This window comes from Dyadobacter sp., assembly GCF_017744695.1.
In the GTDB taxonomy this organism is placed as follows: domain Bacteria; phylum Bacteroidota; class Bacteroidia; order Cytophagales; family Spirosomataceae; genus Dyadobacter.
Map to the genome: position 1 here is coordinate 247,016 of NZ_JAGIAS010000005.1, position 24,703 is coordinate 271,718.

At 51.1% G+C, this 24,703-nt stretch carries 18 protein-coding genes; 12 read left to right on the plus strand and 6 right to left on the minus strand.

Annotated elements, in window-relative coordinates; all coding sequences use genetic code 11:
• Positions 1-126: 126 nt before the first annotated feature.
• Positions 127-2,229, plus strand: coding sequence for a M43 family zinc metalloprotease (locus tag J7619_RS19445; protein WP_291202298.1), 2,103 nt, complete (start codon positions 127-129; stop codon positions 2,227-2,229).
• A gap of 120 nt (positions 2,230-2,349) precedes the next feature.
• Here the strand turns inward: J7619_RS19445 and J7619_RS19450 are convergent, their stop codons facing one another.
• Positions 2,350-2,745 (minus strand): hypothetical protein, encoded by a 396-nt coding sequence (locus J7619_RS19450; protein WP_291202302.1) that lies wholly within the window; start codon positions 2,743-2,745, stop codon positions 2,350-2,352.
• Between the two features lie 365 nt (positions 2,746-3,110).
• On the opposite strand from J7619_RS19450, the gene J7619_RS19455 reads away from it, so the two are divergent.
• From J7619_RS19455 to J7619_RS19470, 4 genes are read left to right on the plus strand one after another with little or no spacing between them, the layout of a single operon-like run.
• Complete coding sequence (locus tag J7619_RS19455) at positions 3,111-6,632, plus strand: SusC/RagA family TonB-linked outer membrane protein (protein ID WP_291202305.1); 3,522 nt, start codon at positions 3,111-3,113, stop codon at positions 6,630-6,632.
• Positions 6,633-6,655: 23 nt separating this feature from the next.
• The gene (locus J7619_RS19460) at positions 6,656-8,245 is read left to right on the plus strand and encodes a RagB/SusD family nutrient uptake outer membrane protein (protein ID WP_291202308.1); all 1,590 of its coding nucleotides are present in this window, start codon (positions 6,656-6,658) and stop codon (positions 8,243-8,245) included.
• 48 nt (positions 8,246-8,293) lie between these two features.
• A complete protein-coding gene (locus tag J7619_RS19465) occupies positions 8,294-9,046 on the plus strand; it encodes a 5'-nucleotidase C-terminal domain-containing protein (protein ID WP_291202311.1) in 753 nt (250 codons plus the stop codon).
• Positions 9,021-9,965 carry a bifunctional UDP-sugar hydrolase/5'-nucleotidase gene (locus J7619_RS19470; protein WP_291202314.1) on the plus strand — a complete coding sequence of 315 codons (945 nt, stop codon included), beginning with the start codon at positions 9,021-9,023 and terminating at the stop codon, positions 9,963-9,965. Before J7619_RS19465 ends, J7619_RS19470 begins: the two co-directional genes overlap by 26 nt.
• Positions 9,966-10,241: 276 nt before the next feature.
• Here the strand turns inward: J7619_RS19470 and J7619_RS19475 are convergent, their stop codons facing one another.
• The 3 genes from J7619_RS19475 to J7619_RS19485 form a co-directional block, all read right to left on the minus strand.
• The gene (locus J7619_RS19475; protein ID WP_291202317.1) at positions 10,242-11,855 is read right to left on the minus strand and encodes a Na+/H+ antiporter; all 1,614 of its coding nucleotides are present in this window, start codon (positions 11,853-11,855) and stop codon (positions 10,242-10,244) included.
• 20 nt (positions 11,856-11,875) lie between these two features.
• Positions 11,876-13,201 (minus strand): cytochrome P450, encoded by a 1,326-nt coding sequence (locus tag J7619_RS19480; protein ID WP_291202320.1) that lies wholly within the window; start codon positions 13,199-13,201, stop codon positions 11,876-11,878.
• Positions 13,202-13,314: 113 nt separating this feature from the next.
• Positions 13,315-13,794: a Dps family protein gene (locus J7619_RS19485; RefSeq protein WP_291202323.1), complete on the minus strand. Its 480-nt coding sequence runs from the start codon at positions 13,792-13,794 to the stop codon at positions 13,315-13,317.
• A gap of 235 nt (positions 13,795-14,029) precedes the next feature.
• Here J7619_RS19485 and J7619_RS19490 point away from each other — a divergent pair, with 235 nt between their 5' ends.
• From J7619_RS19490 to J7619_RS19500, 3 genes are all read left to right on the plus strand, one after another.
• Positions 14,030-14,683 carry a lipid-binding SYLF domain-containing protein gene (locus J7619_RS19490; RefSeq protein ID WP_291202326.1) on the plus strand — a complete coding sequence of 218 codons (654 nt, stop codon included), beginning with the start codon at positions 14,030-14,032 and terminating at the stop codon, positions 14,681-14,683.
• Between the two features lie 8 nt (positions 14,684-14,691).
• Positions 14,692-14,892 (plus strand): KTSC domain-containing protein, encoded by a 201-nt coding sequence (locus tag J7619_RS19495; protein ID WP_291202329.1) that lies wholly within the window; start codon positions 14,692-14,694, stop codon positions 14,890-14,892.
• A 524-nt stretch (positions 14,893-15,416) separates the two neighbouring features.
• On the plus strand, positions 15,417-17,963 hold the full coding sequence (locus J7619_RS19500) for a TonB-dependent receptor (protein ID WP_291202332.1): 2,547 nt from the start codon (positions 15,417-15,419) through the stop codon (positions 17,961-17,963).
• A gap of 111 nt (positions 17,964-18,074) precedes the next feature.
• On the opposite strand, the gene J7619_RS19505 is transcribed toward J7619_RS19500, so the two are convergent.
• Together J7619_RS19505 and J7619_RS19510 are read right to left on the minus strand one after the other, a co-directional pair.
• Positions 18,075-19,787, minus strand: coding sequence for a GMC oxidoreductase (locus tag J7619_RS19505; protein WP_291202335.1), 1,713 nt, complete (start codon positions 19,785-19,787; stop codon positions 18,075-18,077).
• Positions 19,788-19,881: 94 nt separating this feature from the next.
• Positions 19,882-21,060: an esterase gene (locus J7619_RS19510; protein WP_291202338.1), complete on the minus strand. Its 1,179-nt coding sequence runs from the start codon at positions 21,058-21,060 to the stop codon at positions 19,882-19,884.
• Between the two features lie 179 nt (positions 21,061-21,239).
• On the opposite strand from J7619_RS19510, the gene J7619_RS19515 reads away from it, so the two are divergent.
• Genes J7619_RS19515 through J7619_RS19530 form a run of 4 tightly spaced genes read left to right on the plus strand, consistent with a single transcriptional unit; the run spans position 21,240 to position 24,682 of the window.
• Entirely contained in the window at positions 21,240-22,556 is a 1,317-nt protein-coding gene (locus J7619_RS19515) for a S8 family serine peptidase (protein WP_291202341.1), read from the plus strand.
• Positions 22,546-23,244, plus strand: coding sequence for a hypothetical protein (locus tag J7619_RS19520; protein WP_291202344.1), 699 nt, complete (start codon positions 22,546-22,548; stop codon positions 23,242-23,244). Before J7619_RS19515 ends, J7619_RS19520 begins: the two co-directional genes overlap by 11 nt.
• Positions 23,245-23,261: 17 nt before the next feature.
• Positions 23,262-23,951: a hypothetical protein gene (locus J7619_RS19525; protein WP_291202346.1), complete on the plus strand. Its 690-nt coding sequence runs from the start codon at positions 23,262-23,264 to the stop codon at positions 23,949-23,951.
• A gap of 11 nt (positions 23,952-23,962) precedes the next feature.
• On the plus strand, positions 23,963-24,682 hold the full coding sequence (locus J7619_RS19530; protein WP_291202349.1) for a hypothetical protein: 720 nt from the start codon (positions 23,963-23,965) through the stop codon (positions 24,680-24,682).
• Positions 24,683-24,703 lie beyond the last annotated feature (21 nt).

Consider the following 24,703-nt stretch of genomic DNA (forward strand, 5'->3'; position numbering starts at 1 on the left):
GGCACTTTTTTTTCGTAGTAGGTGATAAATCCGCAGTCAGTCTGTAACTAGCGGGCCGATTCATTACTCAGTTCCCCAGGAAATTCGATGCGACATACTATACCTCTGCTCAAATCCCTTTTTGTCATGCTCCTTCTTCTCCGCTTAGGCGTCGGCTCCGCGCAGGCGCAGGACCGTTGCGCATCGATGGAGCTCCTTCAAAAACGGTTTACCGACAAACCCGCGCTCAAACTGATGTTCGACCAGCGGGAGCTGCGTCTGAAACAGCTCATCCGTGAAAGGGTAGCTTCCGGAAATTCGATGCGGACGACGGGCCTGGTCACGATTCCGGTTGTATTCCACGTCGTGCTTAACCGGCAATCGATGGTAACCGACGCCCAACTCATGGCCCAACTTGATACAATCAACAAGGATTACGCAGGGACCAATGCGGGAGCAGATAAAGTTCCGGCGCATTTCAAATCACTTTTCGGGCAGTCGGGCATCCAGTTTTGCCTCGCCCAACGCACGCCCAACGACGCCCCCTCGACCGGGATCGTGCGCTACACTACCACACGCAACGCATTTGATTATACCACCAACCAGGTGAAGCACGCCGAATCGGGCGGGGCGGATGCCTGGGATACCGATAAATACCTCAATATCTGGATTTGCGACCTGTCGGGCACTACGCTGGGCTATGCTACTTTTCCGGATGACGGCGTGAAAGACGAGCAGGGCGTGGCGATCGACTACGCGTCGTTGCCGGGCGGAAGTGCTACGGGTTTCAATCAGGGAAAGACATTGACCCACGAAATAGGCCATTATTTTAATCTTTATCACATTTGGGGTGATGATAATGGCGCTTGCTCCGGTACCGACGAGGTAGATGATACTCCCAATCAAAGTAATAGCACCACCACTTGTCAGACAGGTATTGTTACCGACCGCTGCACCACCACTTCGCCGGGCATTATGTATCAGAATTACATGGATTACACGCCCGATGCCTGTCTTTTTATGTTTACCAAAATGCAGGTGGCGAGAATGGAAACGGCGTTCAACACCTATCGTTCGCTGCTCGCCCTTTCCAACGGTTGCACGCCCGTAGATGTGAAGAAAAAAGACGCCTCCCTGAAAGCGATCCGACAGCCTGCACAGCGCATTTGTGCTAACTCACTCACTCCGCAGATCACATTGGTGAACCGGGGAAGTGAGACGCTGACGTCGGTGAAGATCAACGTGGCCATCGATAACGGAGCCGCGCAGAATTACAACTGGACCGGTTCGCTGGCTACTTACGCGGAAACAACCGTGACTTTACCGACCCTCACTACGGTGGAGGGGAACCATGTACTGAGCATTACCACTTCGAATCCGAACGGTGCGGCGGACGAGGATACATCTAACGATGCTTTAAGTCTGGATTTCATTTACTACGAGCCGTTTGCCGCTCCGGTGAAAGAAGGGTTCGAAGGACTGTTTTCGCCACAGGGCTGGGACATTGTGAATGAGGACGGTGGTTCGACGTGGGAAAAAACAACTTCCGCGTCCAAAACCGGCAGCGCTTCGGTGAAAATCGGAAACTTCGACAACCAGGTAGTGGGACAACGGGATTACCTGCGCTCGCCGACGGTGCGTATCGCCGGGGTTGACTCCGCATTTGTGTCGTTTCAAGTGGCTGCGGCGACGTATACCAATACTTCCACCCAGGGTAACGTGTGGGATACGTTGCAGGTGCTTATTAGTACAGATTGCGGACAGACTTACACAAGTGTCTACAAAAAATGGGGATCCAGCCTCATTACCCGCAGTGCAGCCACGCGTACCGCATTTACGCCGGGCGTGAACGAATGGCGGCGCGAAGAGATCAATATTGGCAGCTTCATCGGGCAGGGTGAAATCCTCGTGGCATTCCTGAACACGAATGGCAACGAAAACGATATTTACCTCGACGACATCAACATCCGGACTGTCACCGTGAACCCGAACCTGAAAGAAGCGGGCTTCCTGGTGACGCCCAATCCAACGAGCGGGCAGGTGTCCGTCCAGTTCTACCCGCATCCTGAAAAACTGAAATCGGTCTCGATTTACAATGTAGCCGGGCAGAAAATAAGGGAAACGGTCATTACCGGCGAAGTAGCTTCCAATGTCTATAATTTTGATTTAACCACTTACCCGTCAGGATTGTATGTTGTGAAGGCGGAATTCGAAGACCGCGTGCTGACGAAGAAGATTGTGAAGAATTGAATTTTGAATGAGTGAATTTTGAATGATTGAATGAGTGAATGAGTGAATGAGTGAATATTTTTCATTCTGAATATGAGAGCTATTGACTTAGACCAATTCACTCATTCACTCATTTAATCATTAATATATCCGCTTAACCACTACCTTGCTATTCGTCTGTGAAATGGCGAACTCCTTGGCGTTTTCGTTGGGTGGTGCGATAAAAATCTGCTTTTTCTTTTTGCCGTCGGTATTTACCCAGTTGGCTGAATAAATCTCCGGGAGCTGGCCAGTGTAGATCGGGTGATGGTCGGAGTACATGAACACTTCCTCCTGTTCGTAAGCCAGTTCGAGATCGCTTCCTTCGATCACATCACAGATAATCTTCAACCCGCCTGCTTCGTCGTCTACCAGACCTTTGATCCGGGCTTTCCCGTAAAAAGGATCTTCTTCAAATTCCCAACGGATATAGTATTCGATTACGTTTCCGATCTGAGACTCAATGTAGTCGGCAGTTAGCAGTTGTTCCTGGCGCATGGTCGAAGTTGGTTTTTTACACTCCTTAAAACTAGGCAAAATTCAAATCCGCCCCGTGTGGGCGTTTTGACAAATGTAATCGTAAGCAGGATGTTTCCAAAAATAATAGGACGCGTTTGATAGATATTTGAAAAATTACGATCAAGTAGACATTTGCAATGCAGCAGGCTGTCACCGACGCTTCGTTCATATAGTTGCAAAGGTTAGTGATGTAAATGTATTTTTAGGTCTATTTGTAGAAGTCATGTAGTCGCCGGGAGTGACTGTTTTATCACTTCGGGGAACATAACGGTATGGTTTTTGTCTGGCACTGGCTAATCAACATAATTTTCCGGGCATTGGCCCGTCACTTAGCCAAGATTGATATGAGAAAAACTCAACGAGTCAATGGGCCTGTACCATGTTCGGTCCCGCTCATTTTCCTGAGGATCGGTTTCTTTCTGTTACTGTTCTCCGGCCCGATATCCCGAAGTCACGCGCAGCAGGCCGGGCCGGATTCAACCCGAAAGACCAAGCCCGATACGCTCACACCGGTCCCGAAACCTGATCCTGCATCACGCCGACCGGCCTCCGATACCCTCCCCAAGCCTCAAAATACCACCGATTCTGCTTCCAAATCCTCCTCCTCACCATTGGTGAAACCCACGCAGAACTTCGACCCGCTGAACAAGCCAACTCCTCAAAAAGATTCACTAAGCAAACCTGACAGTACTGCCAAACCGGCCCAGACCGGCAATGCAAACACCACGCAGCCGGCGCAGAATGCCACGCCGGATTCAGCCACGGCACAGAAACCGGCAGGAACCACGGACGCCGGCCCCGACGCGCGTGACATCAAAGGCGTGGTGAAAGACGAAAAGGGCGCAGGAATGCCCGGCGTGGCGGTTTTGGTAAAGGGCACCCAGATTCAGGCCATTACCGAGCCTGACGGTTCCTTTCAGATGAAGGTTCCTGCAAAGGGCGGCATACTGGTGTACAGCTTTGTCGGCTTTACGACGAAGGAAGTACCCATCACCGGCCTTAGTACCTACAATGCGCAGCTCATTCCCGAAGCCAAGGCACTCAAAGAAGTCGTGGTGGTCGGATATGGCGCGCAGAGCAAGCGTGACCTGGCCAGCTCGACCTCACGGGTAGCTTCCCAGGAATACAAGTCGGCGGTGATTAACACGATCGACCAGGCGATTCAGGGGCGCGCAACGGGTGTTCAGGTCGTGGAAAGTTCGGGCGAGCCGGGTGCTTCGGCGGTAGTGAGGATACGCGGTAACAACTCACTGAGCGGGAATAACGAGCCGCTCTACGTGATCGATGGTTTCCCGATGCCTCCTTACCGCGAGGCAGGAACTAACTTCTATGGATCCTATACGCAAAATGGATTATACGGTATTAATCCGAATGATATCGAGAGTATGGAAATCCTCAAAGATGCTTCTGCGACAGCGATTTACGGCTCTCGCGGTGCGAATGGGGTGATCCTGATCACGACGAAATCGGGCAGGCGGGGCGAGGGCCGCGTGGAGCTCGTTAACAAGACATCCTTTGGCCAGGTCGCCAATCCGATCCGGATGATGAATTCGCGGCAGTATGCGGAGGTGATCAACGAAAGCTTCCGTGTTACGAACCGCAATCCGCCCTTCGAAAACCTGGACAGCACTTTGACAAATACGGACTGGGTGGATGCCATTACACAACCAAGTTTCCGGCAGGATATTACGCTGAGTCTCTCGGGGGGCAGCCCTAAGTCGTCGTATTACATTTCAGGGAACTACCTGAAAGACAAGGGAACGATCATCAATTCGAACAACGACCGGGCGAGCTTACGCGTTAATGTGAATAATGAAATCAATAACTGGTACACCGTCAAAGGGCAGCTTTCCTTTTCCCGCCAGAAAACCAATCGCGCAGTGACCGCTTCACGTGCGTGGCCGAGCTCGGGCGGGCTTATGGACGGTCTGCGTGCAGCGCCTACTCTGGAGCTCGATTACCTGGGTAACAATAGTTTGGGTATACCTAACTATCAGGGTTATTATTTTTCCAATCCCTATAATGAGCTGATGGCGAAAACCGATGTGACGCAGAGCGATTATTCCATCCTCAACATCGAGAACTACTTCAAAATCGCTAATGGCCTGCAACTGGTCGTGAGCCTTGCGGGTAACCAGAACCTCACGCGCCGCAAGGTATTCCTGCCGCCGTCGACGGCTGAGGGTAATCAGGTGAAAGGGAAAGGCAGCAACAATACGGCCAATACGTATAGCTATAACTTCAACTCGTATCTCCAATACGAAAAGACTTTCCGAAAGAACCATTACCTCAATACTACCCTGGGTGTGGAATATAACGACCAGACTGTTGAATTCCTCAACACCAACTCATCAGGCTTCGATGTGCCGTTTTTCGGTGTGGACAACATTGGCAGCGCGTCATCGCAGGTGATCGGATCGTTCAAAGAGAAGCGCATTCTGCAATCGGGCTTCCTGCGCGCGAACTACTCTTTTAAAGGAAGGTATGTGTTGAATGCCTCAGTACGTGCCGACGGTGCCTCTGCATTTGCGGCCAATAAAAAGTACGGTATTTTCCCGGCGGTCGCATTGGCCTGGAACCTCGACCAGGAGGAGTTTATGAAGGGGGTGACGTTCATCACGAATACCAAATTCAGGGCTTCCTATGGTGAAACAGGCAGCCAGGCCATTGCGCCTTACTCGTCGCTTTCGCTGTATAGCTCGGGTTTCTATGAAATGGGGCCGGGTGGCGACGGGGCCGTAATCAATACCGGCGTGTTTCCGAATACTATCGCCAACCCGAACCTTTCGTGGGAGCGGACGAAGCAGTTCAACGTCGGGGTGGATTTCAATGCGGCCAAGGACCGGATCGTGCTGAGTTTTGACTATTATAATAAGGTCACCTCCGACCTGTTGCAACCGCGCAAGGTGCCTACTCAGGCGGGTGTGGGAACGATCATCGACAACTACGGAACTATGCGGAACCGTGGGGTCGAGTTGAGTATCCAGGGGAATATCATTCAGAAAAAGAATGTGAGCTATTCGACGCGTGTCAATATTTCGAGAAACGTGAATACGCTGGTCAACCTGGGCGACCGTACCCAGCCGGATTACGTGAGCATCAATGGTAACTTGCTGGGAGGGGTTTCGGGGATTCTGATTCCCGGGCAGGAAGTAGGGCAGTTTTTTGGGTACCGGGTCGATGGGCTGAGCCAGAAGGATGATTTCGACGCCAACGGCAACCCGAAATTCGCTACGTTCGAAGGACCGGCGCCGGCGGGATCGAAAGGGAGCCCGCTTTACGGCGCCTGGAAATATTCGGATATCAATGGCGACGGTATCATTACAGCTGATGACCGGGTAGTGCTCGGCAAATCCACGCCGGACTTTACGTTCGGATGGAGCCATGACTTCACCTGGAAGAATTTCGCGGTGAATGCATTGTTTACCGGTTCGGTCGGGAATGACGTGCTGAACCTCACGCGGTTTTACATCAGCAATGGTGTCGTCGATTACGGTGGGGTAGGGTTCAACCAGTCGGAAGAGTGGTTCCAGCATCGCTACACCGAAGCCAAGCCGCATAATAACCCCAAATATCCGGGTGTGCAGCGCGGGATCGCCTCGGGGGATATCAACTCGGTGATGCTGGAAGACGGTAGTTTTGCCCGCCTGAAAATGCTGACCGTTTCCTATACGTTCCCCAAACTCGGCCCGATCCAGAACCCTCGCCTTTTTGTGACGGGTACCAACCTCTGGACCCTGACCAAATACTCGGGCTTCGACCCTGAGGTGAGTTCCTATGCACAATCGCTGTTGCAACAGGGCATCGACTACGGTGCATATCCTGCGCAGCGGTCGTACACCATCGGATTCTCCTGCAATTTCTAGTGTTGACCAATGTCTCTGAAAACATGAAAATACATATCAAGATAACCGTAATGCTGCTGGCCTTGCTGGGCATTATGTCCTGCAAGGATAACCTCGACGAATCGCCCTATTCCTCGCTGGGCAAGGATGTGGCATTCAAGGATGAGGACGGCCTGAACCAGGCGACGATCGGCGTGTACCAGGCCTGGACCACCACCGACCATTCCGATATTTACAACCGTTTTGTCCTTGCTGAATCCGGGCACCGGTATGCGACGGCCGGAATTCTCGGGTCCGGGGCGGATCCGTACTACCGTTTCGCGCACACACCGGTTTCGGGTGCATTCGAATCGGTATGGGCCCGGTTTTACAAGATCATTTACCGCGCTAACACTGTGATCGATAATGCGAAACTGGCAGTTCCCGGTGAGGAGGAGGAAGCGGACCCTTACATAGCGGAGGCGCGCGTGCTGCGGGCTTATGCCTACTTCAACCTGGTGAGACTTTTCGGCGGCGTACCGTTGATATTGAAGGAAGTCGGGTCATTTGAAGACAAGGATCTCATTTTCGCACCCCGCGCGACGGACGCGGAGGTGTACGAAGCGATTCTGGCCGATCTGGCATTTGCCGAAACGATCCTCCCGGATTCACGCGGCGGGGCAGAGCTGGGACGTGTTTCAGCCGGTACGGTAAAAGCGCTGATGGGGAAGGTGTATCTCACTATGGCCGGCAAGCCTTTGAACAGAACGGAAAACTATCAAAAGGCAGTCGAAAAGCTGAGCGAACTCGTGGGGGCGGTGAATGAGGAAAAGTATGATATGGAACTGCTGCCCAACTTCGCCGATGTATTCGCATTGGCCAATGAGCGCAACCGGGAGATCGTGCTATCGTTCGGGTATTTTGTTAATCCTTCAAACCAGAATGGGAACATATTGCCGTTCCACTTGTTCCCGTCGGGCCTGGTGAATGGCGATGAGCAGACCAACTACGGGTTGACATATGATTATTACAAACTGTTTGACAAAACGGATACGAGGCGTGATTACACCCTGGTTTCCAGGTATGCATTCACCGGCGGGGCCCGTGCCGGGGCGGAGCCGGGTGACAGCATTATTTATGATCCGGCTACCTCGCATTACCTGAATCAGCGGACCAAAGAGCCGTTTTCGCATGATGATTTCAAATATGGTATCGCCTTCGGGAAGCTGGCGCGTGAGGCGCGCCCAGCGGGAGCGCCTGTGCAGGGGTATAGCGCGGATCTGATCGAAATGCGGTTTTCGGATGTGCTCTTAATGCTCGCGGAAGCGCTGGTCGAAACAGGAAAACCAGCAGAGGCATTGCCATTGCTCAACCGCGTCCGCGCCCGTGCGAAGGCGGCGCCGTCCAAGGCGGCAGGCGTACCCGCGTTGCGTGCAGCCATCCGTACCGAACGCAGGCTGGAACTGAGCGGGGAGTTTAATACCGTGTTCGATATCCGTCGCTGGGGTACTTTGCAAGAAGAGCGGGCCGCAATGACCGACGACCAGATTGTCGACAATGTGCTGGTGCCCTATTCGCCGCGCCTCGAACTTTATCCCATACCGCAGTCGCAGATCGACGCAAACCCGAATCTGCGTCAGAATGACGGCTGGTAGCAGGAAATACGGAGTTTCAGATGTAATTTCAGGTTTTTAAATTACACTATGAAAACTCCTTTCAGATCGGGTGCAATATTGCTTGCGGGCCTCTGCCTGATGGCCTCCTGCCAGAAGCATCTCACCGTTTCCAAAAGCGAATACAAACAGTACGGCATCGACCAGCAGGTCGGTGCCGATTCTGCTATAATTCGGTACTATCAGCCGTATAAGGATAAAATGCAGGCCGAAATGAACCGGATCGTGGGGCAGACCGAACAGGCGCTTACCAAGCCCTCGGACCCGGAAACGCTCATGGGTAATTTCTTTGCCGATGCGATGCTCAAAGAAGGTTTGAAGAAAGATCCTTCCATCCAGTTCACATTGGCAACCAAGGGCGGGTTGCGCACTACTTTCCCGAAAGGGAACATTACGGTTTCCCACGTTTTTGAACTGATGCCGTTTGAAAATGAAATGGTGGTGCTGAAACTGTCGGGGCCGAATGTACAGCAGGTGATCGATTTCATTGCCCGGAAAGACGGCGAACCGGTGGCGGGCATTCGCATGAAAATCAAGGATAATAAAGCCTACGACGTCACGATCGGCGGCGAGCCGTTTGACATTAACAAAACCTATAACCTGCTTACCTATGACTACCTGGCCGATGGAGGCGACGAGCTCGAATGCCTTCGTAACCCGCTCGAACGCCGGGAGATCAATCAGAAAGTAAGGGAAGCATTGTTCGAAAATATCAGTGATCTGACGCGCCAGGGTAAAAAAATAACCGCTCAACTCGATGGAAGAATTGTTTCAGATAAATAGGAGGGATTTCCTCAGAAAAGGCGGCCTGGCTGCGGCTGCATTGGGTTTGGGCTCGGTGCCGGCATTTGCCAAACGGGATTCGGTGGTACACCTGACCATTCTCCACACCAACGACGTGCACAGCCGCATCGATCCGTTCCCGATGGACGGCTCCCGCAACCAGGGGCTTGGCGGCGTGGCGCGGCGGGCGGCATTGGTGAAGCAAATCCGTGCCGAGCAGTCCAACGTGCTTTTGCTGGATGCGGGAGACGTGTTTCAGGGAACGCCGTATTTCAATTTGTATGGCGGAGAGCTCGAATTGACGATTATGAGCCAGATGGGGTACGATGCTGCGACAATGGGCAACCATGATTTTGACAATAGCATTGCCGGTTTCGCGAAGCAGCTTCCGCACGCGAATTTCCCTTTTCTGGTCAGTAATTATGATTTTAGCAACACCGAACTGAAAGGCAGGACGCTGCCCTATAAAATATTCAAAAAGCAAGGGCTTAAAATCGGCGTTTTCGGGGTTTGTATCGAGCTGGAAGGGTTGGTCAACAAGAAGAACTACCTCGAAACCGTTTACCTTGACCCGATTACCAAGGCTAACGAAATGGCTTCGTTACTAAGAAATGAGCAGCATTGCGACTTCGTGATCTGCCTTTCGCATTTGGGATATAAATACAAGGAAAACAAAGTGTCGGACCAGATCCTGGCCAAATCCACACGTAACATCGACCTTATCATCGGTGGCCATACGCACACCTTCATGAAAGAGCCGGAAAATATCATCAACCTCGACGGCAAGGTAACGACCATCAATCAGGTCGGTTTCGCGGGGATTAACTTAGGTCGCCTCGACTATTTCTTCGACCGCGACAGCGGTAAGCAGAAAATGGTAGCAGCGGTGTTGCCGGTAGGGGAGCGCGTGTTAGGGTAATTTGTGGTCAGGAGTGGTCATTGGTTGTCAGGTATTGTCCGGAAAGGTCATTAATGGTCATTGGTTGTCAGGTATTGTCCGGAAAGGTCATTAATAGTCATCGGTTGTCAGGTATTGTCCGGAAAGGTCATTAATAGTCATTGGTTGTCAGGTGTGGTTAGGAAAGGTCATTAATAGTTGCATTAGGTAAAACAACATCTGACTATTCCTGACCACACCTGACCACACCTGACAATATATGACAGTATCCGACCAGTTTCCCCTTTCCAACGCGATTTACTCAATATGCAAAAACTGCTGCCGTACCTTCTCCTCCTCCAAATCTAGCTGGGCGAGGTGCTGGCGGATGATTTCTTCTTCGTAAGTTTCTTTTTTGTTGAACTGGTGCAGAATGTGCCGTTTGTGATCAAGAAGCTCCTTGTTGATTTCCTGGAAGCGGCTGATATATGCGTGCCCTGCATGACCGACCTCCGGATTGCGCACGTGTTCGAGAAAACCAATGTCGCTTTCCAACTTGGATTTCAAGCTCTGTAAGAGCTCGTTGTCACCAACTTCCCTGGCATATTTTGTATTGAGCAAATCCAGCGAAGCCGCAGAGAGCTTCCTGCGGATGATCACATCCTGTTCGTGGGCGGGTATTTCGTAGTCGCGGTCTTCGGCCTGCATCCATTTGGCGACCAATGGTAATGTAAGGCCCTGGAAAACAAGGGTTACCAGTATTACGACAAACGTAATGAACAGGATCATATTCCGTTGGGGGAACGGCTGTCCATTGTCGAGCAGTAACGGGATTGACAATGCAGAAGCGAGCGATACCACGCCCCGCATACCGGCCCAGCCGAAAATAATGGGCATCCGGTACCCTGGGCTACTGTCGGCGGTTTTGATGAAACGGCTGATGAACACCGTGAAAACGGATGCGCCTATCGTGCTCGCAATGCGGGTAACAATGACGACCGCCGAAATGATCAGCCCATACCTAATAGCCTGGCCGAGCGAAGCCTCACCAAAGCCCTGGATGATCACCGGCAGTTCGAGCCCGATAAGCATGAAGACGATGCCATTCAGCACAAAACCGACTGTCGACCAGACGTTAATGCCCTGAATGCGGCTCAAATGGCTCAGAATGCTGTGCTGGTTACGAGAAAGGAACAGCCCGCCGGTGACGACGGCAATTACGCCCGAAAAGTGAAATTCCTCTGCCGCGATATACATCGCATAGGGCGCTACGAAGGTCATGATCGTGTCGATGCTCGGCGTGGTCGGGAGCCAGCGGAGGATGGCGTAAAAGATGAGCGCTATGCCCAGGCCAATCGCAAAGCCCATACCGATTACCAGGAAAAAGCTGCCGATGGCCTCGGTAAGGACGAAACTCCCGGAAGCCACCGCTACCAATGCGAAACGGAAGACGATCAGGGACGATGCGTCGTTCAGCAGGCTTTCGCCTTCGGCTATGGTAATCAGGCGCTTGGGTACTTTTACATTTTGCAAAATGGAAGTGGTAGCTACCGCGTCGGGTGGCGAGATGATACCGCCCAGCAGGAAGCCCAGCGCGAGCGTGAACCCGGGTATGAGTGTCTGCGATACGTACGCGATCACGCACGAGGTGAATATCACGATAATGAAGGCAAACGAACCGATCACCCGCCGCCATTTCCAGAAATCTTTCCAGGACGTCTGCCACGCTGCTTCATAGAGCAGCGGCGGCAGGAAAATCAGGAATATCAGCTGGGGATCAATCTCTACCGACGGCAGGCCGGGAATAAGGCTCAGTACGAGACCGCCGAGAACGAGTACGATCGGGTAAGCGATTTTGATCCTCTGTGCCAGCATGACCAGGAACATGATCACTACCACCAGTGACAGGTAGAGAATAATGGATTCGTGCATAAAATTCGTTCAGTGTCGGCTTATCGGGTGTACAATTTAATACCGTTGGTCGATTTTAAAACAATTTGCGGGTGCATTCCCACGCTGGAACCGGGCTCACGCACGAAGTCGAAGCGCTTGACCAGCGCGGCCAGTACCAGCTGCATTTCCATCAGGGCAAATTGCTGCCCGATGCAGATCCGTGGCCCCGCGCCAAATGGCAGGTAGTTGAATTTCGCCCGGTTTTTGACGGTTTCGGCCTGGAAATTTTCGGGGTCGAATGCAGTAGGATTTTCCCAGAGATTCGGGTTCCGGTGCAACTCGAAGATCGACATGAATACCGAACTTCCTTTTGGAATACCATAACCTTCTATTTCCTGATCGACGGTACTTTCCCGTGTCATCGTCCACGCGGGCGGGTACAGGCGAAGGCCTTCTTCGACTACCTGCCGGGTGTAAGGCATTTGAATAAGCTGCTCGAAACCGGGTACAGTGTCAAAAATTTCACTTTCCTTCCGTATCCTTGCCACAATCTCCGGCTGGGCTGACAACTCCCAAAGCAACCAGCTGAGCCCGGTCGCCGAGGTCTCGTGCCCGGCCGCGAACATGGTGATCGCCTCGTCGCGGATCTGTTCATCGTTCATCTGCTCACCGGTTTCTTCGTCTATGCTGTCGAGCAATAGTTGGAGCAGATCGTTGGGCGTCTCGCCGGACAAGCGACGTTTTCGTATAAAGTCGTAAACCAGGCTGTTGAAATACGCCAGGTCGGATTTGAAGCGGCGGTCCTCGCCGTTAACGGCCATCAGCGGCAGGCGGTATGGTTTGCGTACACGCGTGACCAGGTAGGTTTGTGTGCGGCTTACCTGCCTGTAAATCTGCTCCTTGTCTTCGGTATTCATATTTCCAAACAACGTTTTGAGCGCGATGTCGGAAGTAATGCCCATCATTTTGGCATCCACATCGATGGCTGCTTTCCCCCGGAATTGTTCGAGTTCTTCGATGAATGCGGCCGTAAGTTCACCCATCGTGATAAACAGTTCCAGCAGGCGCTCGCGGTGGAATGCAGGTTGTACGAGCCTTCTTTGTCTCAACCAGAAATCGCCGTCGCTGATCACGAGCCCGTTACCGAGCACGGGTCTGAGCATTTTGACCGAGTTTCCCTTCTTGAAATTCTTATGGTGCTGTTGCAGCACATGCCGGAAAAAGGCGGGATCACGCGTCACAATAAATTCCCTGAACAGCCGGATCCTGAACGTATCGCCGCATTTGTCGAAGCCTAGTCGTAAAAAGCGCAGCGGGTCTCGTGCGAAGCGGATCGCCGAGAGCAAGGGAATCGGACCGATTTTGAATTCGGGGATGGAGCGCATGTCGTAAGAAGCATTGAGAATTACCGCAAATAAACCAATCCCGGGCAAAATGCAATGCGCAAAAAAGCCGCGCTCTATTCCAGAACGCGGCCCAGGGTGTGCATAGGTTTCATTTATTTCTTCCCGGCAAAGGAGCGCAGCATCCAGGTATTCTTTTCTTTGAACTGCATGAAGCGGTTCACCATATCGTTGGTACCGTCGTCGCCGGCTTCTTCGGTGGCGGTGAGCAGCTCGCGCTCGAGGGCGATGAGCTTGCTGAAATCGTCAAGCACGGCGTCCACCATGTCGAGGTCTTTCATACCGATCGTATTGATTTCTTTGATCTCCGATTCGTTGATGTAATCCGCAAAACGGCTGTGCGGCGGCTTGCCGAGCGTCAGTACGCGTTCCGCGATTTCGTCGATCGTTTCCTGCGCGTTGGTGTACAATTCTTCGAATTTCACATGCAGGGTAAAAAAGTTTTGCCCTTTGATGTTCCAGTGGCAACCTCTTAGTTTCTGGTAATGGATATGGTAGTTGGCGAGGTAGTCATTCAACAGGTCTACAACGGGTTTTACGTCGGTTTCGCTCAGACTGATTGCTTTGGCATCCATAGTAAATGTGATTGGGATTGACATTGTTTCCGGTAATTCTGTCATCAAAATCATACCAACGAATCAGAAATGGCGCAGTGTTGCGTTAAAAGTTGCGGATGACGGCTTGTTGATGTCCGGACGCAGGTTTCTATCGTATGAATACCGGTTGCTGGCGCTGACGGGCACGATCCTTGAAGTACTTTTTTATACCCATTAATTCCATCCATTTATGTTTCTCAACAATTTAAAATCCATGAAAACGCAGGCTATTCTTATGCTGGGACTCGCGTTTTCGGCCCCTTCTTTCGCACAGAATAAAGAAGAAGATAAGATCAATGCCGCCACGGCGGTACTGAGTGATTTCAACGGCATACAAATCCCCGCGCAGCTGATCGAAGCCTCCAAAGGTATCATCATCATTCCCAGGATGATCAACGGCGGACTCATCGTCGGCGGCAAGCACGGCAAAGGCCTCGCCATGGTGAAACGTGAAGACGGCGAGTGGAGCGATCCGGTGTTTGTGACTATTACCGGCGGGAGCGTAGGTGCGCAGATTGGCGTGCAGGCAGTGGACCTGGTATTGGTGTTTAAAAGTGATAAAACGCTGATGAACATCGAAAAAGGTGACTATACCCTCGGTGGCGATGTGTCGGTGGCGGCCGGTCCGGTGAGTAAAAATGCTTCTGCTACAACGGATTACAAGTTGGAAGCGGAAGTGTATTCGTATTCACGCGCCAAGGGCCTTTTTGCCGGTGTGACGGTGAACGGCGCCATGCTCGACGTCGACGTGCGGGCGAATACCGGCCTTTATGGCAGCAAAGCCACCGTCAAATCTATTTTTACGGAATCGAACATTTCATCCAAAGCGATCGACGACCTCCGCGAGAAGCTGGATGATTTCAACTAAATGCTACCATGCCATCCACAGTCGTTGCACAGATGATCTACAACGAGGAGAAGCAGACATTACGCATCGTATATGTTTCAGGGATGGTGTATGATTACAAAAACGTCCCCTGGGAAGTGTACCAGGCCATGAAGGCCTCGGGCTCGAAGGGGACGTTTTTGAACAGACATATTAAGGGTAGTTTTGAGTTTGAGAAGGTTAGTGGGTGAATGAGTGAATGAGTGAATGAGTGAATGAGTGAATGGGTGAATGGGTGAATGGGTGAATGATCCGCAGTGGAACGGGGAATGAGTGAATGATTGAATGAGTGATTGAATGATGATTGATCGATTGATGATGGGATGATTTGGCGTGGAATGGGAATGACTCAATAGCGGGTATCCGAATCGTAGGCCGCAGAGCGGCTACCTGTTTATAGCCACCGTATTGCCCCCGCGTCATGTGGCTCCGTAGGAGCCTCCTTCCTTCGGGCCAGCGCCGCCGGCCAGAGGTGTTTGATTGGGTGCGCTGGTAACCAGTTAATGAATTCGAATACAATGGTATAGCGATGTAATCTTGGTAGCATAATATTTCTGCATTGCGATTAGCTCGCATGCCAGGAATTGCCATTTTGGTACTTGTACCAATTTCTCACTACACTTTACAAAAAATGAGCGAATGCTCACATTGAGCTAAAAGGAGATTTTCCTTTACTTTGCGATATTTCCATTCGGATATAACGCAACGTCGCTTCATGAACAAAGCTTTTACTGTACTTATTTCCTTCCTTCCACTTGCCGCAAAGGCCCAAAGCCAGCCTGATACATTAAAGGCGCGCTCGCTGGACGAGGTCGTTGTGACAGCTTCGCGGGTGAGCGAAAGCATTCTCGTGTCGCCGGTGAGTGTGCAAAAAGTGAGCGCCAAAGCGACATCGCTTTCACCTGCGTTGTCGTTTTTCGACGCATTGGAAAATGTACAGGGCGTGCATATGATTACCCCTTCGATGGGGTTCAAGGTACTGAATGCGAGAGGATTTTCGAATACGACCAACGTACGCTTCGCGCAGCTGACCGACGGGATGGACGTGCAATCGCCGCACATCGGCGGGGCGATCGGCAACTCCCTGGGACCTACGGACCTGGATATCGCCAGCATCGAACTATTGCCCGGTACCGCGTCGGCCTTGTATGGGATGAATACCGTAAATGGCCTTGCCAATTTTTTTACAAAAAATCCATTCAATTCCGAGGGGCTATCGATTCAGCAGAAAACGGCTGCCAATCACCTCCATGATAGCCATAGCAAGGCAAAGCCGTTTACCGAAACAACGGTCCGTTTTGCCAAAGTCATCACGCCCAAATTTGCTTTCAAGATCAACGGTGCCTTCACAAAAGGCTACGACTGGATCGCCTCCGACCAGACCGAACTGAATGGCAATGCCAATAGCAGCACCCAGCTGTTCGGCGCGGATAATCCGGCGAGCGACCCTGTCAACAAATATGGCAACGAAAGCTCCAACAGGAAGACGATCACGCTCGGCGGTAAACGCTACGTGGTGAGCCGGACGGGTTACCAGGAAGCCGAGGTGGTCGATTATAATTTGGAGAATATCAAAGGTGATGTAGGCCTTTATTACAAAATAGCGCCCGGCGCGACGTTGACCTATACCTACCATTTTGGCCTTCTTGACAATGTATACCAGCGTGCCAACCGGTTCCGGCTCGAAAACTACCTGGTGCAGCAGCACGGCATTCAATACCAGTCGGCGTCGGTGCAGGCCAAATTGTATGTCAATTCCGAAAATACCGGCCGCTCCTACAATCTGCGCTCGATGGCCGAGAATATGGACCGCAGCTATAAATCCGACAACGACTGGTATGCTGATTTTACTAAGAGCTTCAATAATGCCATCACCGGCGGGGCCGCGGTAGCTGATGCCATGCGGCAAGCACGCGCTGCTGCGGATGTAGGCCGCTACCTGCCCGGGACGGACGCTTTCAATGTGCAGCTGCGAAAATTGCAGGACATCAATAATTGGGACGCAGGTGCCGCATTGCGCGTGAAGGCGGATTTTGTACACGCCGAAGCGCAGGTAAGCCTCACTGAAAAGTACCTCAAATCCTGGAAAGACAAATACGAGCTCGACATGCTCGTTGGTGCCGACCACCGGACCTATATCATCGTGCCCGACGGCAATTATTTCGTGAATCCCGAGCCCGGAAAAGATGGTAAAAACATTACCTATGGCAAAACAGGTGGGTTTGTTTCTTTGAATAAGGATCTGTTTCAGAAAAAATTACGTTTCGGTGTGATCCTCAGGGCGGATAAGAACGATTATTTCAAGACCACTTTCAATCCGAGATTGTCGGCGGTTTACAGCCCGGCACATGAGCACAATATCCGCGTTTCGTTCCAGACGGGCTACCGCTTTCCGAGTATTTTCGAGGCGTACAGCAATGTCAACAGCGGCGGCGTGAAACGGGTGGGAGGGTTGCCGGTGATGTCGCAGGGTATTTTCGAGAACGCGTGGCTCGCCAACTCCATCACTGCCTTCCAGCAGGCGGTTTTGAATGATATTAACCAGAACAGCCTCACGCAGGATGCCGCGATCGAAAAGAATAAGAATTTGCTGAAAAAGAACCCGTACACCTATGTGAAACCCGAACATACCCAAACCTGGGAGGCCGGTTACAAAGGCCTTTTCTTCGATAGGGCACTGTTTGTGAATGCGGATTTGTATTTAAACCGGTATAGCAATTTTATAGCACAGACTAACATGAATGTACCGGTATCGACCGATGCAGTCACTATCCCGCACGACCTGTACGACAAGGCCCGCCAGGCGCAGTACCGCATGTATACCAACTCACGCTCGATCATCAACAACTACGGTTTCAGCGCAGGATTGAATTACCAATTGGAGAAGAAATGGGTTTTCGGAGTTAATACCACCTTTGCGAAACTGAAAAACGCCGAAAACCAGGACGGCCTTGAAGACGGTTTCAATACACCCAAGTGGATGTGGAATGGCTCTGTTTCCCGAACGAATTTGTTCGATCATCTGGACGCCACAGTTTCTTACAAATGGCAGTCCGGCTACTATTCGCAGACATTCCTCGTAACCGGCAACGTGCCGTCATACAGCAGCCTCGACGCACAAGTGACCTACCGCGTTCCGGCGCTGAAAAGCCTGATCAAAGTAGGCGCGAGCAATTTGTTGAACAAATACTATGTCTCCTTCCTCGGCGGGCCGTCGGTTGGAGGGATGTATTATGTGACGGTGGCGGTTAATGTGCAGTAGATAATGAATAGATGGTCAGGTGTTGTCAGGGATGGTCAGGTGTAGTTTGTCCTATTGCAGCTATGAATGACTATTCCTGACCATACCTGACTACATCCGACGATTCATTCCTCAAATATTCCCCTTCCGCATTTCTTTCACCGCATAATCCGCTGCCCGCGCTGTGAGCGCCATGTAGGTGAGCGACGGGTTTTGTGTTGCGGTCGAGGTCATGCACGCGCCGTCGGTCACGAATACGTTCGGGACGTGGTGCATCTGGTTCCATTTATTGAGCAGTGAGGTTTTGGCATCCTTGCCCATTCTGGCGCCGCCCATTTCGTGGTTTTCGCTGCCGGGGTTGCGGTGGGTGTCGGAAGTTTTAATGTTTTTGAAACCGGCCTTATCGAGCATTTCGCTGAGCTCGGTATAAAAATCCTTCACCATTTTCATATCGTTGTCGTCGAACGACACATTCATGCGTAGTTGCGGAATGCCCCAGTCGTCTTTCAGGCTTTCATGCAGCGTCACGAAGTTAGACTCTTTGGTAACTACCTCACCCATCATTTGTGCGCCGAGCGACCAACCGCTTTCGTCCGGTGCGAAGAGGCTCGCTTTCAGCGATTCCCCCAGGCCGTCGTTTGCATTCCCGACTTTGGTGGCCGAAAACGAGGCGGCATACCCACGGAGAAAATCGGTTTCCTGCTTGAAAACGTTTCGGAACCGTGGGATATAAGCGCCATTCGGGCGGCGTCCGTCGGTGGTGCGGTCGTGGTACCCATCGAAGTCGGCCGTTACTCGTCCGCGGTAGTTGTGAAAACCAATGAACTTTCCAAGCACGCCACTGTCGTTACCCAGCCCGTTCGGGAAGCGGCTCGATTTGGAGTTGAGTAAAATCAGGTTTGAATTAATGGCTGAGGCGTTGATGAATATGATCTTCGCATAAAACTCGGTCATTTCCTTCGTCTGCGCGTCCACCACGCGCACACCCGTAGCGCGCTTTTTCTTTTCATCATAAATCACCGAATGCACCACCGAATGCGGTCTCAATGTGAGGTTTCCCGTTTTCTCCGCCCATGGTAACGTAGCTGCATTCGTACTGAAATACCCACCAAACGGGCAGCCGCGCTGGCACATATTGCGGTGCTGACATTTGGCGCGGCCTTGCTGAGTATGGATCGGCTGCGGATCGGTAATATGCGCGGCGCGTCCGATGATCACCGGCCGTGTGCCTTTATAGTTTTTCGCGGTCTGGTCGCTGAAATGCTTTTCGACGCAACTCATTTCGTGCGGCGGCAGGAACTCGCCGTCGGGAAGCTGTGGCAGGCCATCCTTATTCCCCGAAATACCCGCAAACTTCTCCACATAGCTGTACCAGGGCGCAATATCTTTGTAACGGATCGGCCAGTCGGTTGCGAAGCCGTCGCGTGCGGGGCCTTCGAAATCGTAATCCGACCACCGTTGCGTCTGCCGCGCCCACAGCAGCGAACGGCCGCCTACCTGGTAACCGCGCATCCAGTTGAACGGCTGGTCTTGTACATACGGATGTTCGTAATCCTTCACCACGAAATGCATGGCGTCCTCCCTGAAAATGTAGTGCTTACTGGCCATAGGACTAGCCTCCCGAACGGCAAGCGGCGGCAACCCGCGGTGCTCGAACTCCCAGGGCATCATATTCGTGGTGGGATAATCTACAATATGCTTCACATCTCGCCCGCGTTCGAGCACGAGGGTTTTCAGTCCTTTTTCAGTTAATTCTTTCGCCGCCCAGCCCCCGCTGATCCCGGTCCCCACAACAATAGCGTCGAAAGTTTGCGTCTTGGCGGCGTCGATATTGAAATAGCTCATGGTGTTAATGAGTGAATGAGTGAATTTTGAATGATTGAATGATTGAATGATTGAATAACTTCATATTCAGTCATTCAATCATTCGGTCATTCAATCATTTGAATAAATTTGGCAGCAGTTTATCATGCAGCAGCAACCGCCAGGTGCCCCAGTCGTGCGCGCCTTCGCCGCCGATGAAGTAGTCGTGTTTAATACCGGCCTTATCCAATGCGGCGTGCGTCGCGGCGGACCTTTTTCCTACAAAATCCAGCTCTCCGCTACCCAGGCCCACAAGCAGGTAGTCCACTTTGTCCTTGATTTTAGGATCATTGAAAAAAGCCGGGTTCAATTGCGCCGGTTCTAGGTCACCGGCGCTCAATATCCCAAACGAACTGAACAGGTCTATTGCATTGAAACCCACGGTTTGAGTATGCCTGCCGCCCATTGAAAGTCCGGAAATAGCACGTCCTTTCCGGTCTTTTACAGTACTGTAATGTGTGTCCACGAATGGCACAATCTGTTTACGCAGCTCTTCCTCAAACAACTTGTACGTCTTTTCGAGGTGCTTGGGATCGTTGCGGTGAATGACCTGGTTGTTAGGCATAGCGATGATCATCGGTACGATTTTCCCCTCCGCCAGCAGGTTATCCGCGATCAGATTGGCCCGCCCGTCGAGCATCCAGCCCGAGGCCAGCTCTCCGCTGCCGCCCAGGAGGTACAGCACCGGGTATTTTTTCTTCGGGTCGTAGCCCGGCGGCGTGTAAACAAACATTTCACGTTCGCCGTTCAGGACATTGGAATGATAAATATGCCTTGTAATGCTCCCGTGCGGCACATTACGCGCGTCGTAATAGGCGGGCCCGCTCCCGTGCACGACGAGATTGCTATACCCGGGCTGGTTCGAAGTCCCTGTGAGCGTATTGTTCGGGTCAGCCACCGCTACTCCGTCGATGAGCAAGCGGTACACGTAAATATTCGGCGCAACCGGTCCCACCGTCAGCGTCCACAGGCCCTCGCCGTCTTTTGTGAAAGGGATATTGGCTTTGCTTTTCAAGGCCAGCAGAATCGGCCCGCCCGTCAGTTCGACCTTCTGCGCATCGGGCGCTTTCAGCCGGAATGTGACGGTATGGTCATCCTTCACTTCCGGCGAGATGACATTGCCTCCGTAGGGTACCAGCTGTTCGGTATTTTTCTGTGGTGCCCAGTCGAGATTCACATTCGCTTGCTGAGCCATTGAAAGCATCGGAGCGGCCAGTAGGGAATAAATGAGAAGGTAGTTTTTCAAGGGGTTCATCGGGATATGCATTTCGAGAAGAAAGACGACGAAAGAGGCGGGATACTCTACTGCGGAGGAAGTGATTTTGCCGATTGCATATTTAAAGGTGCCAGTTGAGAATCGTATAGAGTGGAACGGTTGAGTTGGGTTTAATATGCCTTAGAAATAGGTTTATTCATCATCCAAGCTTAGTACTAGTGAAAAAGTTTTTATCCCTCTGCCTGTTAGTGAGTTGGTTCAATGTATTGGCGCAAGACGAGCGTCGGGTTCAGAATGGTCAGGAGTACCCGATCTGGTACAGCAGGACCAAGGTGTTGGTCAAATTCAAAGACCCTGCGCGCGCATTGTCGATTACACCTGAAAGTCTTCCGGACCAGATAACGAATGCGGTGCCCATCCCAAGCATTAGCGGAATGGCGTTTTTGGAGCTGGCTTCCAGTCTCTCTAAGGAAGCAGTGGGTCGAACCGTCGCACAACTCAGGCAGCATCCCGACGTGCTGCTGGCGCATCCATTACTGCTCAATCAGGAAGGGGAGGAGTCCGCCGGTTTTACAGATTTGATTATTGCAAAACCTAAGGATGGCGTTTCCGAAGCCAGTTTGGCAGCTGTTTTCCATGCCAATAATCTGGAAGTACGCCCGAACCGGGTAGCACCGGATGTGAACATTTATCTGGCCGGTCCATCGGTATTGAGCGACCCGTTGACAATTTGTGAAATTCTTAATCGAACTGGCCTTTTTGATTACACGCCCAACGATCCGTTGTACGCTGCGAACTGGGGACTGGCTAAAATGAATTTGCCGGCTGCGTGGGACATGACTACTGGTTGTGCGAGTATTAAAATTGCCATTATTGACGATGGTGTGCAGCTCAACCACCCGGATTTGGTTGGGAATATGTTACCGGGCTTTGATGCGACAAATAGCGGGACGAATGGGGGGCATGTGGCTGGCGAAGATATGCACGGAACCAGATGTGCTGGGTTGGCCGCTGCCTCAGGTAATAATGGAATTGGGGTCACTGGTGTGGCTTATACGGGCAAGATCATTCCCATAAGAGCACTTAGTACAGCGCCAGGGGGCAGCATAACTGTCGACCAGTTTGTCGCTTCGGCCATCAACCATGCAGTTTCCGTTGAGGGAGCGGATATTTTGAATATGTCATGGTCATTGTACCCAAGTTCAATTCCAATTAATAATGCGATTGTCAATGCTCTGACGACTGCGTCAACAAGTGGAAGGAACGGAAAAGGTGCTGTCCTTATCGGCTCTATCGGGAACGATAGCCAACCATTTTTTGCCCCGTTGCCTGGAAATGTTACATCCGTGCTAATGGTGGGGGCGTCGTTATCTAACGACACTAGGTGGATCGGATCAAATTATCCAGTCAAGCGGGTGGATGTGGTGGCGCCTAGTGTACTGGTTTCGACGGTTGCCGGCAGTGGATATACAAATCAGCAAGCGGAATACCGAACCTCATGGTCCGCCTCCCCCGGGACTTTCAATGAATGGTAATTTAGCAACCCGCCAGAATGGATATAGCGGCCCTTCCACCATCAAAGCCACGCTTACCGTTCCAAATGCGTGTGCTACGATTCCTGTTAAAAGAAATATCTGGGTAGGTAGTCCAAACTTAATCAAAACAGTTAACGGAGTTGTAACAGGCACGACACCTGTAAGCGCGGGAGGAAGCTATAATCTCGCATCATCTTCAACCAGCCCGGGCACTAATTTCAACTATAACAACTATGCTGGCTCGGGAAATATGACAATTGACTTATATACGCCTAACAATCCTACGACGCAAATGTACGTGTACTCGAATTCGACGGATGGCTTACGTCAGGTAAAAGTAACCGCTACTAATACATGTGGTAACTATGCGGAGGATTTTGTCTTTTATCTGGAATTCGGAAACTATAAAGCTTATCCTAACCCAGCAAAGGAAAAAATTACGATTGAATTTGCCAACCCCGCATCGCTGGCATCCGTGCAGGCCAAATTAGAACTGTATGCCGAGAACTCGTTGAAACCGGTGCGTTCGATTGCGGTTAAGGAAGTTTTCGATGACATGGCTTTGAAGGGAGGAAACAGGATTGAGCTGGACGTATGCACGTTACCTCGTGGAAAATACTTTTTACATTTTTCGCGCATGGAGAACGAGGGGTGGATTACTGACAAATTACAATTCATACTAGAATGACCTAAATGGATTCCAATATGAAATCGCTTTTAAGAATTCTGGCAATTATCTCGCTAGTGCATATCGCTGAGGCCCAGAGTATTAACAAATGGGAGCTGGGAGTTTCTGGTTTTACAGGTAGAGACTTTTATGACAGAAAATATTATGATCAACCGGAGCGCCCGCCTGGAAGGCAATCTAAACTGAAATCGAATTATTTGTGGGCAAGCGGTTTGTGGGTTGAAAAGCGCCTAAACCCCCGCTTGGTCGGTCTCGCGGAACTTCGATATACTGAGGTTGATGTTCCGAACAACACGTTTTGTGAATGCAGTCACACTGGATCAGCGTGGTTACAGGACGAGAAACATTACTGGAGTTCGCTGGGAATAGGATTGAGACATTATTTAAATCCGAAATCGCAAATAGCTCTTTTTTTCGATGGGAAAGCCGATGCCGATTGGCTAATCGCGTCCAAGGAAAAAATTAGCGATAGAAATTATATTCACTGGGATGCCATGGGCTATTCGCGTTTCGCTCTTAAGCTGTCGCTAAGCGTCGGTGCAAAATGGAAACGCTTAGCTATAAGTTTTGGTGGAAATACCCATGCGGCGCGTACGATAGTCAGGGACGTAGGAATTCATAACAAGGTGCATTACGCGATCAAAACCGGAATATTGTCGCGTGGCTTTTTTGTGAAAGCGGCATTTACGGCAGTAAAATTCCGTTAACAAACTGACAGATGAAACAAGTAGTATCGCTCTCAATTGCCATTCCCATTCTAATTTACTTCAATCAGTCAGTGAATGCCCAAGGCCTGAAAGGTTTAGATTTGGGCGTATCCTTTGTCACCGGCAGGAATTTTTACGATAAGAAATACTATGATCAACCCAGGTTGGCACCAGGATGGGAGACAAATTTCAAAACAAACTATTTGTGGTCGGCAGGCTTGTGGATGGAAAAACATATAAATCCTCATCTCGCTACAATGACAGAAATTAGATATGTGACAGAGGATGTTCCCGAAAATATGCTTTGTCAATGTAGTACCATGAATGAGGTATTACAAACAGACGAAAAGCATTATTGGAGTATGTTTGGATTGGGGTTGCGATATTACATTAATCCGACATCCAAAATCGCATTGTTCGCCGATGCCGGAGGCGAGTTAGATTGGCTGATTGCAGCCCGTGAAAAGAGGTATTTTATGAACGAACATCTCACAAAGAAATTCCTGAACTGGAATGCGTTGGGCTACAAACGGTTTATGCCGAGCGCTTCGCTTTCTTTGGGCGTCAAATGGAAACGGCTGACATTGAGCGCCGGAGGAATGACTAACCTCTGCCGCGCGATGACACGCAGCCCTGGTACTTACGATCAGATTGTTTACCCGATTAAAACCGGTTTTTTCGGCAAAGGCTTCTTTGTAAAAACTACATTTACCTTAATTAAACTTCGGTAGAGCTCTGCCTGGCTTAGCAGA

Coding starts and splice junctions, on each gene's coding strand:
- J7619_RS19495 (WP_291202329.1), top strand. CDS start 14,692: ATGCCATCCACAGTCGTTGCACAGATGATCTACAACGAGGAGAAGCAG.
- J7619_RS19455 (WP_291202305.1), top strand. CDS start 3,111: ATGAGAAAAACTCAACGAGTCAATGGGCCTGTACCATGTTCGGTCCCG.
- J7619_RS19490 (WP_291202326.1), top strand. CDS start 14,030: ATGAAAACGCAGGCTATTCTTATGCTGGGACTCGCGTTTTCGGCCCCT.
- J7619_RS19525 (WP_291202346.1), top strand. CDS start 23,262: ATGAAATCGCTTTTAAGAATTCTGGCAATTATCTCGCTAGTGCATATC.
- J7619_RS19520 (WP_291202344.1), top strand. CDS start 22,546: ATGAATGGTAATTTAGCAACCCGCCAGAATGGATATAGCGGCCCTTCC.
- J7619_RS19465 (WP_291202311.1), top strand. CDS start 8,294: ATGAAAACTCCTTTCAGATCGGGTGCAATATTGCTTGCGGGCCTCTGC.
- J7619_RS19485 (WP_291202323.1), bottom strand. CDS start 13,794: ATGGATGCCAAAGCAATCAGTCTGAGCGAAACCGACGTAAAACCCGTT.
- J7619_RS19500 (WP_291202332.1), top strand. CDS start 15,417: ATGAACAAAGCTTTTACTGTACTTATTTCCTTCCTTCCACTTGCCGCA.
- J7619_RS19475 (WP_291202317.1), bottom strand. CDS start 11,855: ATGCACGAATCCATTATTCTCTACCTGTCACTGGTGGTAGTGATCATG.
- J7619_RS19530 (WP_291202349.1), top strand. CDS start 23,963: ATGAAACAAGTAGTATCGCTCTCAATTGCCATTCCCATTCTAATTTAC.
- J7619_RS19460 (WP_291202308.1), top strand. CDS start 6,656: ATGAAAATACATATCAAGATAACCGTAATGCTGCTGGCCTTGCTGGGC.
- J7619_RS19450 (WP_291202302.1), bottom strand. CDS start 2,745: ATGCGCCAGGAACAACTGCTAACTGCCGACTACATTGAGTCTCAGATC.
- J7619_RS19480 (WP_291202320.1), bottom strand. CDS start 13,201: ATGCGCTCCATCCCCGAATTCAAAATCGGTCCGATTCCCTTGCTCTCG.
- J7619_RS19505 (WP_291202335.1), bottom strand. CDS start 19,787: ATGAGCTATTTCAATATCGACGCCGCCAAGACGCAAACTTTCGACGCT.
- J7619_RS19445 (WP_291202298.1), top strand. CDS start 127: ATGCTCCTTCTTCTCCGCTTAGGCGTCGGCTCCGCGCAGGCGCAGGAC.
- J7619_RS19510 (WP_291202338.1), bottom strand. CDS start 21,060: ATGAACCCCTTGAAAAACTACCTTCTCATTTATTCCCTACTGGCCGCT.
- J7619_RS19470 (WP_291202314.1), top strand. CDS start 9,021: ATGGAAGAATTGTTTCAGATAAATAGGAGGGATTTCCTCAGAAAAGGC.